This is a genomic window from Moraxella pluranimalium (assembly GCF_002014825.1).
GTDB classification, from domain to species: domain Bacteria; phylum Pseudomonadota; class Gammaproteobacteria; order Pseudomonadales; family Moraxellaceae; genus Moraxella; species Moraxella pluranimalium.
In genome coordinates, this window is record NZ_MUYU01000009.1 from 156409 (window position 1) to 174895 (window position 18487).

Annotated in this window: 14 protein-coding genes, 1 other RNA gene and 1 CRISPR repeat array; of the genes, 6 read left to right on the plus strand and 9 right to left on the minus strand. The window is 47.0% G+C overall.

What is annotated here, in order from left to right; genetic code table 11:
- Positions 1 to 171: 171 nt before the first annotated feature.
- Positions 172 to 1617, minus strand: coding sequence for an SLC13 family permease (locus tag B0680_RS04405; RefSeq protein ID WP_078253842.1), 1446 nt, complete (start codon positions 1615 to 1617; stop codon positions 172 to 174).
- A 308-nt stretch (positions 1618 to 1925) separates the two neighbouring features.
- Here B0680_RS04405 and xseB point away from each other — a divergent pair, with 308 nt between their 5' ends.
- Positions 1926 to 2165, plus strand: coding sequence for an exodeoxyribonuclease VII small subunit (gene xseB / locus B0680_RS04410; protein ID WP_078253843.1), 240 nt, complete (start codon positions 1926 to 1928; stop codon positions 2163 to 2165).
- 140 nt (positions 2166 to 2305) lie between these two features.
- Here xseB and pncB read toward each other — a convergent pair whose 3' ends face one another.
- Positions 2306 to 3529: a nicotinate phosphoribosyltransferase gene (gene pncB / locus B0680_RS04415; RefSeq protein ID WP_078253844.1), complete on the minus strand. Its 1224-nt coding sequence runs from the start codon at positions 3527 to 3529 to the stop codon at positions 2306 to 2308.
- Between the two features lie 276 nt (positions 3530 to 3805).
- Here pncB and lipB point away from each other — a divergent pair, with 276 nt between their 5' ends.
- From lipB to B0680_RS04435, 4 genes are all read left to right on the plus strand, one after another.
- A complete protein-coding gene (gene lipB / locus B0680_RS04420; protein WP_078253845.1) occupies positions 3806 to 4543 on the plus strand; it encodes a lipoyl(octanoyl) transferase LipB in 738 nt (245 codons plus the stop codon).
- 35 nt (positions 4544 to 4578) lie between these two features.
- Positions 4579 to 5109 carry an inorganic diphosphatase gene (locus B0680_RS04425; protein WP_078253846.1) on the plus strand — a complete coding sequence of 177 codons (531 nt, stop codon included), beginning with the start codon at positions 4579 to 4581 and terminating at the stop codon, positions 5107 to 5109.
- Between the two features lie 194 nt (positions 5110 to 5303).
- Positions 5304 to 6968: a phospholipase D family protein gene (locus B0680_RS04430; RefSeq protein WP_078253916.1), complete on the plus strand. Its 1665-nt coding sequence runs from the start codon at positions 5304 to 5306 to the stop codon at positions 6966 to 6968.
- Positions 6969 to 7128: 160 nt separating this feature from the next.
- The gene (locus B0680_RS04435) at positions 7129 to 8535 is read left to right on the plus strand and encodes an MFS transporter (RefSeq protein ID WP_078253847.1); all 1407 of its coding nucleotides are present in this window, start codon (positions 7129 to 7131) and stop codon (positions 8533 to 8535) included.
- Between the two features lie 83 nt (positions 8536 to 8618).
- Here the strand turns inward: B0680_RS04435 and rpiA are convergent, their stop codons facing one another.
- From rpiA to B0680_RS04470, 7 genes are all read right to left on the minus strand, one after another.
- Entirely contained in the window at positions 8619 to 9284 is a 666-nt protein-coding gene (gene rpiA / locus B0680_RS04440; protein WP_078253848.1) for a ribose-5-phosphate isomerase RpiA, read from the minus strand.
- Positions 9285 to 9390: 106 nt separating this feature from the next.
- Positions 9391 to 9487, minus strand: an RNA gene (gene ffs / locus B0680_RS04445) — signal recognition particle sRNA small type.
- Positions 9488 to 9554: 67 nt separating this feature from the next.
- Positions 9555 to 10049, minus strand: a complete 495-nt coding sequence (locus B0680_RS04450; protein WP_078253849.1) for a SixA phosphatase family protein — start codon at positions 10047 to 10049, stop codon at positions 9555 to 9557.
- A 30-nt stretch (positions 10050 to 10079) separates the two neighbouring features.
- A complete protein-coding gene (locus tag B0680_RS04455; RefSeq protein ID WP_078253917.1) occupies positions 10080 to 11396 on the minus strand; it encodes an NAD(P)H-dependent glycerol-3-phosphate dehydrogenase in 1317 nt (438 codons plus the stop codon).
- A gap of 48 nt (positions 11397 to 11444) precedes the next feature.
- Complete coding sequence (locus B0680_RS04460; protein WP_078253850.1) at positions 11445 to 12038, minus strand: nitroreductase family protein; 594 nt, start codon at positions 12036 to 12038, stop codon at positions 11445 to 11447.
- Positions 12039 to 12065: 27 nt separating this feature from the next.
- On the minus strand, positions 12066 to 13166 hold the full coding sequence (zapE, locus tag B0680_RS04465; RefSeq protein ID WP_078253852.1) for a cell division protein ZapE: 1101 nt from the start codon (positions 13164 to 13166) through the stop codon (positions 12066 to 12068).
- A gap of 24 nt (positions 13167 to 13190) precedes the next feature.
- Positions 13191 to 13835 carry an alpha/beta hydrolase gene (locus B0680_RS04470; protein WP_078253854.1) on the minus strand — a complete coding sequence of 215 codons (645 nt, stop codon included), beginning with the start codon at positions 13833 to 13835 and terminating at the stop codon, positions 13191 to 13193.
- A gap of 217 nt (positions 13836 to 14052) precedes the next feature.
- Between B0680_RS04470 and B0680_RS04475 the strand changes: the two genes are divergently transcribed.
- Positions 14053 to 14412 carry a hypothetical protein gene (locus tag B0680_RS04475; protein WP_078253855.1) on the plus strand — a complete coding sequence of 120 codons (360 nt, stop codon included), beginning with the start codon at positions 14053 to 14055 and terminating at the stop codon, positions 14410 to 14412.
- Positions 14413 to 14477: 65 nt separating this feature from the next.
- Positions 14478 to 18437: a CRISPR direct-repeat array (repeat unit 32 nt; unit sequence GTTTCAACACACGCTCCCGCATGGGGAGCGAC).
- The last annotated feature ends 50 nt before the right edge of the window (positions 18438 to 18487 follow it).

Consider the following 18487-nt stretch of genomic DNA (forward strand, 5'->3'; position numbering starts at 1 on the left):
CCTGATAATTGAAACTTGATAATTGGAATTTAAGAATTATTGATACACTTTCATAGTATTAATATGAAATGGCATTGATATAAATTGATAAGTTTCGTTAATTTAATCAATTATTTTATAAAAAATTCCCTTGATGCTACTCAAGGGAATTTTTATTGCAAGGCTTATGGCTTATGCCAAGAACACATACGCCCAGATGGTGACGATGGCAATGGCAACGAGATTCAGCCACCAACCAACCTTCATCATATCACGCTGTTTGACATGACCTGTACCCATGACGATGGCGTTTGGCGGTGTTGCCACAGGCATCATAAAGGCACACGATGCACCGATACCGATAACCATAATCAGCACTTCAGGTGGCAAGCCAAGCTGTACGCCAATCGGCGCAAACAGTGGCACAAGTAGCGCAGCCGATGCTGTGTTACTGGTGAACTCGGTCAAGAAGATGATAAACGCCGCAATCACAAAAATCACCAAGAGCGGCGATGCGCCTGCCAGTGCCGCTGAGATACTCTCGCCAAGCACCGCTGATGCGCCTGTATTTTTCATGATATCAGACAAGGCGATACCACCACCAAATAACATCAACACACCCCAGTCGGTGTTGTCAGAGACTTGTTTCCAGCTCACCAGACCGCACAGCAGCACAGCAATCGCCGCAAATAGCGCAATGACCGTATCAGGCTGTTTAAAGCCGAACGCTTCACCCAATTGCTTGCCAAAAATCCAGCTCAATGCGGTAATGGCAAAAATCACCAAAGTCAGCACACGTGGCAGTGTCCATTCGATTTTTTCTTGGCTTTGCATTTGGATTTTTTGGTTTAGCTTTGGACGCAATACCAAATACATCGTGCCTAGCAAAAATGGCATCAGCACCAGCATCATTGGCAGACCAAAGCCCATCCACTCACTAAAGCCAATGCCCAGCTCTTTGGCGGCAATCGCATTCGGCGGTGAACCCACTAGCGTACCCAAGCCACCAATGGATGCCGAATAAGCAATACCCAATAGCACGAATACAAAGGTATTGCGGTCTTTGGTCTCATCCACCGAAGATAGGATACCAATGGCAAGCGGTAGCATCATCGCAGCGGTTGCCGTGTTACTAATCCACATCGATAAGCCTGCGGTCACCGCAAACATCATCAATACCGCACCACCCAGATGACCACCAGCAAGGCTAATCAAGCCAAAGGCGATTTTACGGTCAAGCTTTTGGACGTGTAAAGTCGCCGCCAGTGCAAAGCCACCAAAGAAAACAAAGATAATCGGGTCAGCAAAGCTGGTCAGTGCTTTTTTGGTGTCAAATTCAGGAATACCGATAAAAATGGCAAGCATCGGCACAAGTAACGCCGTTGCCGTCACGTGAATCGCTTCGGTTAGCCATAGGATACCGATAAAGCTTGCCAACGCCAAGCCTTTGTTGGCAAGTGGCTCAAACGGTAAAATCGTCGATAAAAAATAAGCAAAAATCGCCGCAACAATTGTAATAATAATACCCTTAATCGCATCACGACGCACCGAGCCTGATTGTGGCGTGCTGTTGTCGTCATGCTGAAAATCGGTTCTGAGTGTGAAGTCCGATTCTGGATTTTGATTTGTATTTGTCATAACCCACCCTTATTAATTGCTTAATCTTTCATAAGCGTTTGATAATTAGCAAATAATACCGATATGCCACAGACACCAAAAACTTGTGAGCCAGCTTGCCCACAAGTCAATGCAATGTCACATCAATATCATTGCCGTTAACCTATAATAACAAAATGAAATAAATTTGCAATATGTTTATGACAAAACCCCCTGTAATTATTATGGATTTGGCAAAATCACCAATAAATCATGCGCCATGCCCAAAAATACTTAGCAAAGTCATCAAGATTTGTTACAATAAGCTCAATCAAATTAGGAAAATCCACATGAGCCAAACCACCCAAATCCCAAACAATTTCCAAGATGCTTATCAAGTACTCAAAAAAAACGCTGATTATCTTGAGCAATCCGAACAGCTTGATATTGATAATTTGGTTACCATTGTCGAAGAGTCGCTGAGTGCTTATCGTATTTGCCAATCTCGCATTGATGCGGTTGAGCAGGCATTGCAGTCTGCCTTTGCCAAAGCCGAAGCGGACAAAACCACGCCAACACAAGATGCTTAAGCTTATAAACCAAGCTTATTAAACACACAAAACAACCGTCAGCATCGCCCAAGCTCTATGTTCAAAAAAAATCGGGACAAGGCATCTGCCCAATCCCGATTTTTTTATTAGCTGGTGTGTCAGCGAAGATTGTTTTGAATTTATTCTTTGATTTCAAACACTTGCTTAAGATACGCCAAATAGGTGTCATCTTCAATCATCGTCTTGCCCGGGCTGTCAGAGAGCTTGGCGACTGGCTGACCATTGCACGCCACCAGTTTTAGCACGATATTGAGCTGTGTTGCCCCCATATCATTGGTGAGATTCGTACCGATACCAAAGCCTGTCTTAATTCGTCCTTTAAAATATTGATGCAAATCCCACGCCTTTTGTAGCGTCAAGCCATCGCTGAATGTCAGACTCTTGGTTTTTGGGTCGATTTTTAGCTTGTGATAATGATTGATTGCCTTATCACCCCATTCATACGGGTCGCCACTGTCATGACGCAGTCCGTCAAATAGCTTGGCAAAATACAAATCAAAATCACGCAAAAATGCATCCATCCCCACCACATCGGTCAAGGCAATACCCAAATCGCCACGATACTCACGCACCCAGCACTCAAGCGCCGCCTTTTGGCTGTCTCTTAGGCGTACATCAAGCGCCTGAAACGCCTGCATAAACTCATGCGCCATCGTGCCAATCGGCGTGATACCAAGTTTTTTGGCAAGATAGACATTAGAAGTACCACGCACAATCTCAGGGCACGCTTTAGATAATGCCTCAACCACATGGTACTGCCAAGCCTTGCTAAATCGGCGGCGTGTGCCAAAATCCGCCACAATAAACGGCGTCTCGTCATAAGAGCCGTCCGCCAATTGCTTGGCTTGGCACTCATGCAGGGCTTTTACCTTATCATCTAAGCGGCGCTGACCTTCGGCAAGCAGCGCATCTGTCGGCAGGCGTGAATAATACAGCTCACTGACGATACACAGCACAAAGATTTCAAAGAACATCGCCTGAATCATCGGGCCTTCGATGTCGATGTTCAGATGATTATCATCATCGACCCAGACAGTAATAAAGCGACGCTTAAGCGCAAATAATTCTAAATAATCGACAAAATCAGACTTGATAAATCTCAGGCTACGCAGATAATCAAGCTCATCTTGGCTAAAGCGTAGCTGACACAGATAATCGAGCTGCGTCTCAAGGTCTTGTTTGATTTCGCTCAGCGGATAGACAGTTTCGTCATTGTTGCGACAGCGAAAGCGATACACGCCGTGCGTCTGGGGGAATTGATGTAGCATCGCTTGTAGCATGGTGAATTTATATAAATCATTATCCAGTAGCGATGTGATAATCGGGGCAGTTGCTGTGGTCATAACCCTAAGCCATCCCTTTTTATGATAAGAATAAAAGTATCATGATACTATAATTTTGCCAATTTTGCAGGGTTTTATAAATAAATCTTGCACATTTGTTTGAAAAATAGTGCCATCTGACCGTGTTTGCGGGCAATTTTGGACAATATTTGGCATAGCATTTAGCGTATTATTTAGCAAAGTATTTGTGCAGTATTTGGCGAAGCATATTGCATATTTAAGCCATTGCCCTTATTATGATGGCAATTTGAAATCCGCCAACCATATAAGTACACCATGAGTACCATCACCCCTTCTCAATATCAAGCATTAAGCGCACTTGGCGATGATACATTTGTCATTCGCCTGCTTGATGATGCCGAATACAACGCCACCCATGATGCCATGCTGACACGCACCCTAGAGCGTATCGAAGACAAAAAAGCCGACATCACCCACCCTGATGAGCTGTGGATTGTCGAGCATCAAGATGTCTATACGCTGGGTCAAGCGGGCAAGCCTGAACACATTTTGTATCACACAGATACCCCGATTATCAAGACCGACCGTGGCGGTCAGGTGACTTGGCATGGGCGTGGGCAGTTGGTGGCGTATTGGCTATTTGATTTACGAGCACTTGATATGGGCGTGCGTGATTTGGTCAGTCATGCCGAGCAAGCCATCGAAGATGTGGTAAGCGACTATCTACCTGACTCGCTCATCGCCAAAGCTCGCCGTGATGCGCCGGGCGTATATATCTACAATCATGATGGCGATATGCTTGGCAAAATTGCCAGTCTTGGCTTTAAGATTAAGCAGGGTTTTAGCTATCATGGCGTGGCGATTAATCTAGTGAATGATTTGTCCGCTTTTAATGCCATCAATCCGTGTGGCTATGCAGGTATGCCGATGGCAAAATTGGCAAGCTATGGACTGTTTGACGACAGCAAAATCAGCGAATTTATCGCAAAATTTATCAAAAATATTCGTGCTCGCCATCAAGGATTGGTTGCACTTCGGGCGATAGACGAGTAAAATAGCCAAAATTTCTTTTTTATTTGGAGTATAGTATGGCAGATTTTAACCAAATCTTGGACGCAGGCGATGTCGATGGCGGTATCATCAATGTGGTCGTTGAAATTCCAACCGGTTCAAACCACAAAATCGAATGGAACCGCAAATTGGCTTGCTTTGAGCTTGACCGCGTTGAGCCAGTTGCATTTGCCAAGCCTTGCAACTATGGCTTTATCCCACAGACACTAGATGAAGATGGCGATGAGCTAGATGCACTGATCATCACCGAGCAGCCATTGACCACTGGTATCTTTTTGCAAGCCAAAGTTATCGGCGTGATGAAGTTTGTTGATGATGGCGAAGTTGATGACAAAATTATCGTCGTACCAGCTGACGACCGCAACAATGGCAACGCTTATAACAGCCTAGAAGATCTACCTGCACAGCTGATCAAACAGCTTGAGTTCCATTTTAATCACTATAAAGATCTAAAAAAAGCAGGCACTACCAAAGTTGAAGGTTTCTTTGGTGTGGATGTCGCAAAAGAAGTCATCAAGGAGAGCCAAAAACGCTGGAAAGAGCTATAAGTTATAATCCATCACTGATGGCTTAAAATCAATCCAAAGCCCAAGTCAAAGACCCTATCGGTGTGTTTGGCTTGGGTTTTTAGTTTGCTTGATTTTTAGCTGACTTAATTTGCCAATGCTCTGATAGTTGGCACAATCAAACCATTCACAAAATTTAGCAAAAAATGCTAATGCCAAAACCCAAAAAGCTTGTTATGATAAGCCAATTTTCATTTCAATGGGTCTTATCAGTGCATTCAAAACCACACATCATTACCTTGATTGGCTCAGGGCTATTTGCTCTATTGTTGTCAGCTTGCCAAAGTCTGCCAAATACGCCACATCTGCCAAAAAGCCAAGCACTGACCATCAAATCACAGCTACTGCACCAAACCCAAGCTGACGAGCCGATGCACACAGCACTCAGCCAAAGTCTGGACGCACAAGCCCAATCTCACCCCAATTTATCAGGCTATTATCCCATCAGTAAAGGCTCGAACGCCTTTGCCTCTCGCAGTATTCTGTCTGATCTTGCCACACAGACCATCGATATTCAGTACTATATTTGGCACAATGACGAAGCAGGTCAGCTGATGCTCAAAGACCTATGGGAAGCTGCTGAGCGTGGTGTGATGGTACGCCTACTGCTTGATGATATGAATAGCTCGCCTGCACTTGATAAAGTACTGGTACGCTTTGCCGAACATCCCAATGTCGCAGTACGCCTCATGAACCCAATGGCAAATCGCAAAATCCGCACCGTCAATTATCTGTCCGAGCCTGTGCGGATCAATGCTCGTATGCACAACAAAAGCATGACCTTTGATAATCGCATCAGTATCATCGGCGGGCGTAATATCGGCAATGAATATCTGAATAATAATACGGTGAATAACTTTGCCGATTTGGACGTATTACTGGTCGGCTCAGTGGTCAAAGATGTCACAAATAGCTTTGAAGAGTATTGGTCATCACCGCTTGCCTATGATATTGAGACCTTAGTCGCCAAAAATACCCTAAGCCCAAGCGAGCTACTCAATCCCATCATTTTTGATGATCTAGACCACAGCAAAACCGCCAGCAAAAATGAGCGAGCATTACGCAGTTATCGCCAAGCCGTCCAAAACTCCACCATCGGCGAAGATTTGATCCAGCGACGTATCCCGTTTCGCTGGACGACCATTGAGCTGTTTGTTGACCCTGCCACCAAGCTTAGCAATGCCAAAGCCAGCGAAAATCAGCACCTAGTCGCCAAATTGCAACGCAGACTTGGGCGACCGACCAGTGATTTTAGTATCATTTCATCCTACTTTGTCCCCACCAAAGACGGTGTCAATACCCTAGTTGCACTGGCGAATCGTGGTGTCAAAATCAGTATCCTGACCAATTCATTTGATGCAACCGATGTCGGCGTCGTGCATTCAGGCTATGCCCATTGGCGTAAACAGCTACTACAAGCAGGCGTGAAACTCTACGAAGTCAAATCCAGCGCCACCAACGAAAAAGACAACGACAATAAATTTTGGCGTACCAAACAGCTGACCACCACAAGCCTACACGCCAAAGCCTTTGCTGTGGATAAGCAGCTGGTATTTATCGGCTCATACAACATCGATCCTAGATCTGCCAATATCAATACCGAGCTTGGCGTACTCATTCATGATCAGTCGCTTGCCACACAGCTACATCAAGCACTCCAAAGCAATCCTGCCCTACTCAAGCAAGCCTACGAGCTCAAGCTCAATGACACAGGGCAAATCGACTGGCACACCATCAATGACGGCACGCCCGCCATTTATCACAGCGAACCCAATACCAATCTTAAGGATCGCGCCGGCATTGTCCTGCTTGGGCTATTGCCAATTGATTGGTTGTTATAACTTATACCAATTACATTTTTTTAACATTGTAATTTTTTTGCAAACTTTGTGTAACAAAGTGTTCGAGTTTTGCGGTTTTTAGTGTAAACTATCAGTTTACTTTATCCATCAACTGATAACCAATCATTTGGTTATGAATGAAAAGTGAATTGAGTTTTTTATGCCATTTCAGCCCGTACTGACCCGACAGCACTATCAAACCGTGCTTATCTCGAGCATCATCGCCGGGGTGACATTTTTTGATTTTGCGATATTTTGGTATCTCACCGATGAGCTTGCTTATGTGTTTTTTAATGAGCAACATGAGCGATTGTTGTGGATTGACCACTTATACCTATTGGCAATCTTTAGCTTAAGCTATCTGATTACACCACTTGGCGGTATTTTGATTGGTCATTATGGTGATAAATACGGGCGTAAACCTGCCCTGTCCTTGAGCTTATTGGGCGTGGCGTTATCCACACTTGCCATTGCCCTATTGCCTACACATCAGCAGATAGGCATATTAGCACCGATTTTGCTTATTATCATTCGCTTGGTGCAAGGGATGGCATCTGGTGGGGTTTTGCCAAGTATTTGGGTGTTCGCCACAGAACATCTACCCACCAAGCGACTTGGTATCGGCTGCGGCGTCATCATGGCAAGCTGTGTGCTCAACGTCATGCTACTCAATGTCATCATCAGCCTGCTTGATAATCATCTGACCTTTGGCGAAATGATGTCCTATGGCTGGCGGATTATCTTTGTCATCGGTGGCGGGCTTGATTTGCTTGCTATGCTACTTGTGTATCTGCTCAAAGAAACGCCTGTATTTTTGAGCGACCAAAACAGCACCATCACTGACCCAAAGACGCTCAATGCCATCAGTCTCAATGACCCGACGTCCGAACTACGCCAAACGCTCACACGGGGGCGATACCAAAATCTCAATGCACTATTTGCCAATCTCAAGCACGATATCGTCTCTTGGTGGGCGGTACTCAAAAAAGGCTTTTTGTCGAGTTTTTTGCCCGCGACCTTGCTAGCTAGCATCGCTGTCACTTTGATTGCTTTTATTTCATCATCGCTGATATCATTGGCAGAGCTCGATACATCTTTGACAGCTGCGATGATACGAGTCGGCTGTCTGCTTGCGATGTTTTTTATGATGCTTGGCAGTGTGTTTTATGGCTTGATGGCGGATATTTTTAATCCCGGTCGGGTGCTGATTTTTGCAGGGCTGTTTTTGATTTTGCAAACCATGATGTTTTATTTTCATCTGACATCAGGTGGCGAATATCTATTGGCATTGTTTGCCATGCTTGGATTTTCATTGGGCTTGATTGGCGCTTTGCCATCAATCATCGTGCGATTATTCCCCACCAAAATTCGCTTAACAGGCACGGCGGTGACCTATAATCTGGCATATACTGCTCTTGGTGGCAGTTCGTACGTATTGCTTGGCATGAGCGACGGTCAGATGGCGATTACGCCTGTGATTTTTGTGCTACTCATGGGGCTTGTGGCTATCTTTATGAGCTTTTATATTTATTACATTCCCCGCACCGAACATGATGTTCGCAGATAAATTTAGCATGGTTATCACCACAAAATCCAAAAAAAATCCCCAAAAGCACACACTTTTGGGGATTTGTCTTATCATTCATATTTTTAAAACTTCACAGTCTCGACACCTGCGTCGCTGGCTTTTAGCATCACGCTTGCCGATTGTGCAGCAAAAATACCATTACACACCACACCGACAATGTTGTTAATCTCTTGCTCAAGCTTGGCAGGATTGGATACATCAAGCTCATAAGTATCCAAAATCAGATTGCCATAATCAGTCACAAAGCCTTCACGATACACAGGCTCACCGCCCATCTTGACCAGCTCACGAGCCACATACGAGCGAGCTTGTGGTAGCACTTCGATAGCAACGGGGAATTTGCCCAATTGTGAGACGATTTTTGAGTCATCGACCATACAGACGAACTGACTCGATGCGGCTGCGACGATTTTTTCGCGAGTCAGCGCACCACCGCCACCTTTGATCATATTGCCTGCGCCATCAATCTCATCTGCACCATCAATGTACAAATCAAGCTGACCCACGCTATTCAGATCATAAATCTCAATACCCAGCGCCTTAAGCTTATCTTCAGTCACTTGCGAGCTTGCGACAGCGCCTTTGAGCTGTACTTGCGGTAGTAGCTCAATCAAGCAATTCACCGTACTGCCTGTGCCCACGCCAAGCACCATGCCATCTTCGATATATGCCAATGCTGCTTTGGCAGCGGCTTGTTTTTGAGCAAGTTTTGGGTCAATGGTTGTCATTACAAAGATACCTTATCAAGATAAACGCCACTATTGTACGCTAAAGTTACAATCTTTTAAAGTATAGTTACAAAAATTCACAGACGAATTTTGGACAAAAAAATGACTTCATCAGCACATCTCCGGCACACTTTGTATCTACTACCGTTGCTACCTTCCGGTCCTGGCGGGGTTCATAGTACACAGTTGCGAAGCTACCGATGAAGCCAAGTCAGTATTATACTAGAAAATCACCGATTTGCAAGTTTTTTGTGGTGCTTTTGGCTGATTTTATGGTTGGTCAGGGACAAAACTTGCCACGCAGTGCGCCAAGCCATCAGCGATGACAGGCGTGCTCAGCACTCGATATTCAGCCAATTCAAATGACGCAGGCGATAAGCCATCAAGCTTTGCCACCAAATACGCCACGATTGGCATATGGCAGACGATGGCGATGCATTTATCATCAGTCTGCTCGCCAAATTTATCTTGGATAATGCGGTCAATGTCATTGAGTCCGATGGCAGGGTCATCATCAGGCGTGATACTGCTAAGTGTCACAAAAGCAGGCGATTGACCAGCATCGGCGACTGTCTTTGCAAGTATCTTGGCGGTTTGGTCGGCACGGTTGTACGGACTTGCGATAATCAAATCAAGCTGATGCTCTGCAACCATTGCATCCGCAGACTGCCCTGCTTGCATCCGCCCAAAATCCGTCAAATCTCGCCCTGCATCATCGTCACAATATGGTGCAGCTTGCCCATGTCGCACAAAGATTAATTTCATAAATTATCCTTTATGATGTATTAATAGTGGTTAATTAGTATCCGTCGTTTTTGGCTTGGCATCGGCACTACTTTTAAGCACTTCGCTAAATTCTTGGCTAAGTCGTACATTGCTCTCGTCATGCGGCAACACAAATTCAACATCACTTCTAAAGCCTGTTTCCATCAGATTGAGCGCTACACCAAGTGCCGATTTATCTTCGTACAGTACAGCGTGCAGTGCGTGCGTGATTGGCATATAGACACCAAGCTCTTTTGAACGGGTATGCACTTGTGCGATGGTATTGACCCCTTCGGCGGTTTGCCCAAGTTTTTTGACCGCTTGCTCAAGGCTAATGCCTTGACCCAGCATATAGCCCACTCGATAATTTCGGCTCAAGGTCGAACTACAAGTGGCGTACAAATCCCCCACGCCTGATAGTCCCAAGAATGTCAATGGGTCAGCGCCCACCGCCACCCCAAAACGGCTCATCTCAGCGAGCGCACGAGTCAGTAGCATGGCTTTGGTATTCTCACCCACTTCATAAGCAGCCGCCATACCCATCGCAATGGCATAGATATTTTTGAGCGCACCGCCCAGCTCCACACCCTTGACATCACCACTGGCAAATACACGGAAAAATGCACTGTGCAATGCCGTCTGCACCGCCTTACGAAGTGGCTCAGACTCAGAAGCAATCACCGTTGCCGATGGCATATTATCCATGATTTCGACCGCTAGATTTGGGCCGCTCATCACCCCAAAATTCACTTCGGGCAGTACATCGGTGATAATATCGCTCATTAAGGCATAAGTGTCTTTTTCCATACCTTTGGTCAAAGAGACCACCGCTTGATGCGTGATGAATGGGCGAATCTGCGTCAAAATCTCACGAAACGCCGAGCTTGGCACTGCCACAAAAATCACATCCACGCCACGCACCGCATCTTCAAGCTCGTGGCTGAACTTGAGACGGTCGTCAAGCTTATGATTTGGCAGGTATTTTTTGTTTACATAAGTTTTTTGTAGTGCTTTGACCGTACGCTTATCACGTACCCACAGTGTGGCATCACAGCCATTTTTGGCAGCCAAATTCGCCATCGCCGTGCCAAAGCTACCCCCACCCAAAAAAGCAAATTTGAGTGTTTTTGACCCAGTGGCAGGCTTGGCTTTTGCTTGCATCGTCGCTTCAAGCTCAGCGGATTTTTTCTTTTTAAATCCAGTCAATTCGGCGATGCTTGCGATGATTGGCGCATTTGGTAGCCCCGATTCTTTAATCGCACTCACCGCATCATCCAGACCTGTGCTTGCTGCATCGACGATTTTTTTTACCTTAGAGTTTTTCACACTGGGTTTTTTTAGTTTCATATCAATTACCCGCTTATCAAGCATCAAAGTTTATTTAGCATCATAATGTTAAGCATCATAGTGATTGCTATCACGATACTGAACAAACTGCGACAAATCGTGCGCATCTCGTGCCGGCATCTGCACGCTGCTGCTACCTGTATAAATCAGCCCGCAAATGGTGTCATCTGCGCCCACGCCAAAATACGCCTTGACCGCATCAGTATTACACAAAAGTCCTGTACGCCACACGCTCTTATAGCCTAGCGACTCAAGCGCAAGCAAGATATTTTGTGCGGCAGCACCAGCGCTCAGTAGCTGTTCAAATGGCGGTACTTTTTCGTGCGATTTCATATCGGTGGCAATCACGATAATCATCGGCGCACGCAGTGGCATATTTAAGGTTTTCTTAATCGTAGCATCATCTAGCGTTACGCCTTGAGCTACAGCATCCGCTTCGGCAGCTTGTAATAACACCTTGCCAAATTCCACCAAGGCATCACCGGTCAATACCCAAAATTTCCACGGCTTAAGCTGTTTATGGTCAGGGGCGACCATCGCTGCGTGTAGTACTGCATCAAGCTCGTCTTGGTTTGGCATTGGTAGCACAAGATTGCCGATGCTACGGCGCTGATGTATGATGTCCAATACAGGGTTTTTCATTGTAATTATCCTAAATAATCTGATCTATTAATCCAAACGGTGTTCTGCCGCTAGATAATCTTCTGACTGCATCTCAAGCAGTCGTGAACGAGTACGCTCAATCTCAAATGCCAGCTTTTCGCCTTGATACAGCTCAAGAATTGACTGCTCTGCACGCACAAGCAACTTGACACGACGATCATAAAATTCATCCACCAAATAGATGAATCGGCGAGTTGGATCCATCAGCGTATCATTTAGAAATGGTACATTATCCACCATCACCGTGCTAAAGTCATTGGCAATCTCGATAAAATCCGATGCCGATCTTGGCTGCATACACAGCGCACGAAAATCAACCAGTAACATCGTCTCTGTACGCTTGATAATCTCAATTTCACGGTTTGCCACGACAATCGGCTCGGTGATAACGCATTGCCCACCTGCCAATGTATCAAATCGCTCAGATAGCCAGCCATCGGTTTCACTAGTCAATGGGTATGAGTACAGTTTAGCTTGTTTTAATAATCTTAGGCGATAATCGATACCGGCATCGATGTTCATCACGGTGGTATTTTTTTCGACTTGGGCGATGGCGGGCAAGAATCTATCACGATGAATGCCGTTTTTGTACAAGCCCGATGGCTCAATGTTTGATGTGGCAACAAGCGTAATCCCACGGTCAAATAGCATGGTGAACAAATCACCCAAAATCATCGCATCCGAGACATTGGACACAAAAAATTCATCAAAACAAATAACCACTGCTTCACGATGAATGATGTCAGCGACCTTTTGCAGTGGGTCGGATTGTCCTTGTAGAGCCACCAATTCACGCTGAACTCGCTGCATAAAATGATGAAAGTGCATCCGCATCTTGCGCTCAATCGGCAAGCTGTCGTAGAACATATCCATCATCCAAGTCTTGCCACGACCGACACCACCCCACATATACAGACCCTTTGGCGTCTGTGGTTTGGCTTTAAATAAGCTTGCAAACCAGCCTGATTTTTGCTCACCATTTGCTGCCAAAATCTCATGGTGTAGCTTATCCATATAAGTCACGGCAGCCAATTGGATGGCATCTTCGCTAAATTCGCCCGTTGCCAGTGCCGCCTTATAACGCTCAAGTGGCGTCTGTACACTCATAAATTTTCCTTAATTAATCCGTCGTTATTTAATGGTCAATTGTTCTAATGCTTGTCGCAGTTCTACCAGCTTGGCATGGAAAAAATGCCCTGTATCAATCACTTGATTTGGCAATTGATGCACCCGTGCAAACTCTGCCAATGCTGATGGTGACACCAATTCATCATGAGCGCCATAGACCAAAAATGTCCGCTCAATCGGCAAGGTCAACACACTTGCGTCGTTCCGAACTACAGATGGTGCAATCAAAGCAAGATTGTGTAGATTAATTTCACTAAATTCATCTTGCTTAGCAATCATATCAGCCACTTGACACGCCACAAAACCACCGAATGAAAACCCGCCAAGCCACAGCTTACGAGCCTTGGTTTTGGCCAATGCAAACCGAAGCACCGTCAGCGCATCAGTCAGCTCGCCAATGCCATTGCCTGTCGTGCCTGTCGATTGCCCCACGCCACGAAAATTAAACCGCAGCACATCCATACCACTATCACGACAAAAGCGATACATGGTACTGACGACTTTATTATTCATCGTGCCGCCTGCCATCGGATTGGGGTGGCAGATGATTGCCAAGCCGTCGCTTGCGCTACGCTCGCCTGCTTGCCAAATCACATCAATCTCAAGCTTGCCGTTTGGTGCATCGATGAGCAAAATTTCTTGATTCATACAAAAACTGGATAAAAATTCAAGCCATTATAGCACAATTTTTGCACATTCAACATCTGTGCATGACAGACCATCATGCGAGCAACACAGCAGAAAAATTCGGCGCAATTGTTCACAAAACCCACACAACATACGCCCACAAAGGCCTTTTAGCACACCATCTCGTATGCTAACATAGGCATATTGGTCAATTTTGACACCCAAAAAAGGAGTTATCATGAAACGATTTGCCCTAATTGGTACGATTAGTACAGCTCTGCTATTGAGCGCCTGCGCAACGAGTGGCGCGACCGCCCCTGTCATCACTCGTGCTGATGCAACTCACGAGACCACAGGACTTGGCGCAACCAAGCTTAAAGCCCAAGAGTCAGCACTCGCCACCGCCAAAAAACAATGCGGACTCAAAACGCCTGTCATCATCGAAGATAAGACTACCTATAATGGCGTACTCGATGAGAAAACTGGTCGCATCCTTGAACAAGGTGTCGGCATCATTGGCTCGGTACTCGGCAAGGCAACGCCTGATTTGAGCCGTGATGATGATTATGAATATAATATTAAGTTTAAATGTCAATAAAATTTAGAAAATCAGCCTTGATAGGCTGATTTTTTTTGACTACTTATTTAATTGATAATTGTAGCGTTTCAACACACGCTCCCGCATGGGGAGCGACTAAAAAATTGATACAAGCAAGGTGGCATAATTTTGTTTCAACACACGCTCCCGCATGGGGAGCGACCGCCCATCATCATAGTCAACCAGCTCACTATGATGTTTCAACACACGCTCCCGCATGGGGAGCGACTGGGGTGGTATTTGTGCAAGCGATGAATGGGCGAGTTTCAACACACGCTCCCGCATGGGGAGCGACAAATCAAGGGTTTGTTGACCGAGACACCAACGGCGTTTCAACACACGCTCCCGCATGGGGAGCGACCTTTAAAGGTTGCGTGGTCAATAGTCTATCGCTAGTTTCAACACACGCTCCCGCATGGGGAGCGACTTCCACGATTTGACGCAATACTCACCAATTACAAAGTTTCAACACACGCTCCCGCATGGGGAGCGACAGCATGAGCAAACCACCCCAAAAATACATAATCATGTTTCAACACACGCTCCCGCATGGGGAGCGACTCTGTGGCAATCGCCAAACAAGCACAATAAGCAATGTTTCAACACACGCTCCCGCATGGGGAGCGACGTCCAGTATTGAGATGGTAGTCTGGCTTTTGCGAGTTTCAACACACGCTCCCGCATGGGGAGCGACGACTTTTGATAAAAAGACTTTATCGACGCAAGCAAGTTTCAACACACGCTCCCGCATGGGGAGCGACATGATTACACCGACGAGCACGGCAATAAATTCGATGTTTCAACACACGCTCCCGCATGGGGAGCGACGCTTGATAACGCAATTCATCAACAGCGTATCTCATGTTTCAACACACGCTCCCGCATGGGGAGCGACTTGGGCGTAAAGAATTGCATGAGGATTGTAGGCTGTTTCAACACACGCTCCCGCATGGGGAGCGACAAAATGACACTTCCCCTTGTATCACTAGCTAGCATGTTTCAACACACGCTCCCGCATGGGGAGCGACCGAAAAAGTCCTTGAAGCGTTCAAAAATGAGCTTGTTTCAACACACGCTCCCGCATGGGGAGCGACGTCAATTATGAATGATGTAGCAACCATCGAAACTGTTTCAACACACGCTCCCGCATGGGGAGCGACAGAAAAGTATTTGCCAAGACCCAATCCTGATGACAGTTTCAACACACGCTCCCGCATGGGGAGCGACTGACAACGACACACGTTACGAGCAATCAGCAGTGTTTCAACACACGCTCCCGCATGGGGAGCGACGCGGTCATGGCTCGGATTTGGTCGCTATGGAGAGTGTTTCAACACACGCTCCCGCATGGGGAGCGACAAAATTACACATAATGTAAATTATGTTCATTCCGTGTTTCAACACACGCTCCCGCATGGGGAGCGACAAAAAGGAATAGGCAAATCGCAAAAGGCGGTAGGGTTTCAACACACGCTCCCGCATGGGGAGCGACAAATCGGCTTGGGCGTGGTTATAAGGTAGTTTTTGTTTCAACACACGCTCCCGCATGGGGAGCGACGCGTGAAAAAACCGCCAATTAAGGCGGTTAAAATGGTTTCAACACACGCTCCCGCATGGGGAGCGACTTGATGATGTGGTCAGCTTCGAGCATGGATGGGGCGTTTCAACACACGCTCCCGCATGGGGAGCGACGCAGACTTATTTTTAACCACCACCACTGACGGGAGTTTCAACACACGCTCCCGCATGGGGAGCGACTATTTTGAGCAGGGCGGTGAGATTGAGATTGGCAGTTTCAACACACGCTCCCGCATGGGGAGCGACCAATTTATTCATCATGGTCATTATGACAACTTTAGGTTTCAACACACGCTCCCGCATGGGGAGCGACAAAACCCACAGTCAAGCCAATATGCTTATACGATGTTTCAACACACGCTCCCGCATGGGGAGCGACTACCCCCTTTACCCCCTACCCTTTGCCAAATTTTGGGTTTCAACACACGCTCCCGCATGGGGAGCGACAGCTAAAAAACAAAAAGACCTAGCAGATTCATTTGTTTCAACACACGCTCCCGCATGGGGAGCGACTTCTGTTTTGCAAGTGGTCAATTCAAACGATCTGCTGTTTCAACACACGCTCCCGCATGGGGAGCGACTGATGTTCATGCGACCGCTCCAAACTCATGACTGTTTCAACACACGCTCCCGCATGGGGAGCGACTGCAAAACTGCTGATGCAACACTCAAAACACAAGCCGTTTCAACACACGCTCCCGCATGGGGAGCGACAATGATACGCCGTTTGCGTAGTGCTCGCACCGCTGTTTCAACACACGCTCCCGCATGGGGAGCGACGTCTGTCCGTTTTCGGTACGCATAATATAAATGCGGTTTCAACACACGCTCCCGCATGGGGAGCGACAGCCGAGTACGCCAACAGCTGGGCAAGCAGAAGTGTGTTTCAACACACGCTCCCGCATGGGGAGCGACAAAAAACCGCCGAAACCAACGCCACAACGACATTGTTTCAACACACGCTCCCGCATGGGGAGCGACCGCCGCCATCGCCAGCGGACAAATGACACCCAATGTTTCAACACACGCTCCCGCATGGGGAGCGACTCCACACCGACTGACCGCTCATTTTCAACCGCCGAAGTTTCAACACACGCTCCCGCATGGGGAGCGACGATAACTTTGTCAAAAACTTGGTTACCATCCGTGCTGTTTCAACACACGCTCCCGCATGGGGAGCGACCTGACACCCATACATACGGCACGATCCTTGGCGGTGTTTCAACACACGCTCCCGCATGGGGAGCGACAAAAACAAAATCTTTGTACGCACGATTGACGGCGTTTCAACACACGCTCCCGCATGGGGAGCGACAAAAAATTATCATTGCAAAGGCGGTGTACCGATGTTTCAACACACGCTCCCGCATGGGGAGCGACCCACCGAAAGTCGCCAGTTTAAAGGCATTATCAGTGTTTCAACACACGCTCCCGCATGGGGAGCGACTTTTAACTCTGAGACATTGCCATTTGGCTCAATTGTTTCAACACACGCTCCCGCATGGGGAGCGACTTTGTTAAGCAGGTTATTGTTTTCAGGCGTGGCATGTTTCAACACACGCTCCCGCATGGGGAGCGACACTATGCACACTATGCACAGTTATATAAACGGGTTAGTTTCAACACACGCTCCCGCATGGGGAGCGACATGGGGGTGTAGCAAAGTAAATCACTTCGCCACTAGGTTTCAACACACGCTCCCGCATGGGGAGCGACATCACAAGGCAAAATTAAGGTGACTGTAAAATGAAGTTTCAACACACGCTCCCGCATGGGGAGCGACCTATGACCCATGATTTGTTTGACTATGCCGTACGGTTTCAACACACGCTCCCGCATGGGGAGCGACAATTAAGACAGTAGTGCTTGAGACTTTACGCCAAGTTTCAACACACGCTCCCGCATGGGGAGCGACACACGGACGGCTCTCCGTGCGTGAAATCTACGGGGTTTCAACACACGCTCCCGCATGGGGAGCGACATTTAACGCCATGTATTTTGCTATGCGAGCGATGGTTTCAACACACGCTCCCGCATGGGGAGCGACGTGCCGCCACCCACACGCACAGATGCTTAGTGAGGTTTCAACACACGCTCCCGCATGGGGAGCGACCCACAACAATAATCCCGTGCTGACCTTTGGCATGGGGTTTCAACACACGCTCCCGCATGGGGAGCGACGTCTAGGCTCAGTCATGCAGACAGCCGATGCGATGTTTCAACACACGCTCCCGCATGGGGAGCGACGCGAGCATTAAAACAGCTAGGAAAAAGCCAAGAAGTTTCAACACACGCTCCCGCATGGGGAGCGACGCAAAAAAATCGTCATTGCTAAGGCGGTGTACCGATGTTTCAACACACGCTCCCGCATGGGGAGCGACAACTCATTGGCTAGGTGTTTCTTGTACCGCTCGAGTTTCAACACACGCTCCCGCATGGGGAGCGACAAGCGTTATATATTTTTGGCGTGTCAGATTTGGTGTTTCAACACACGCTC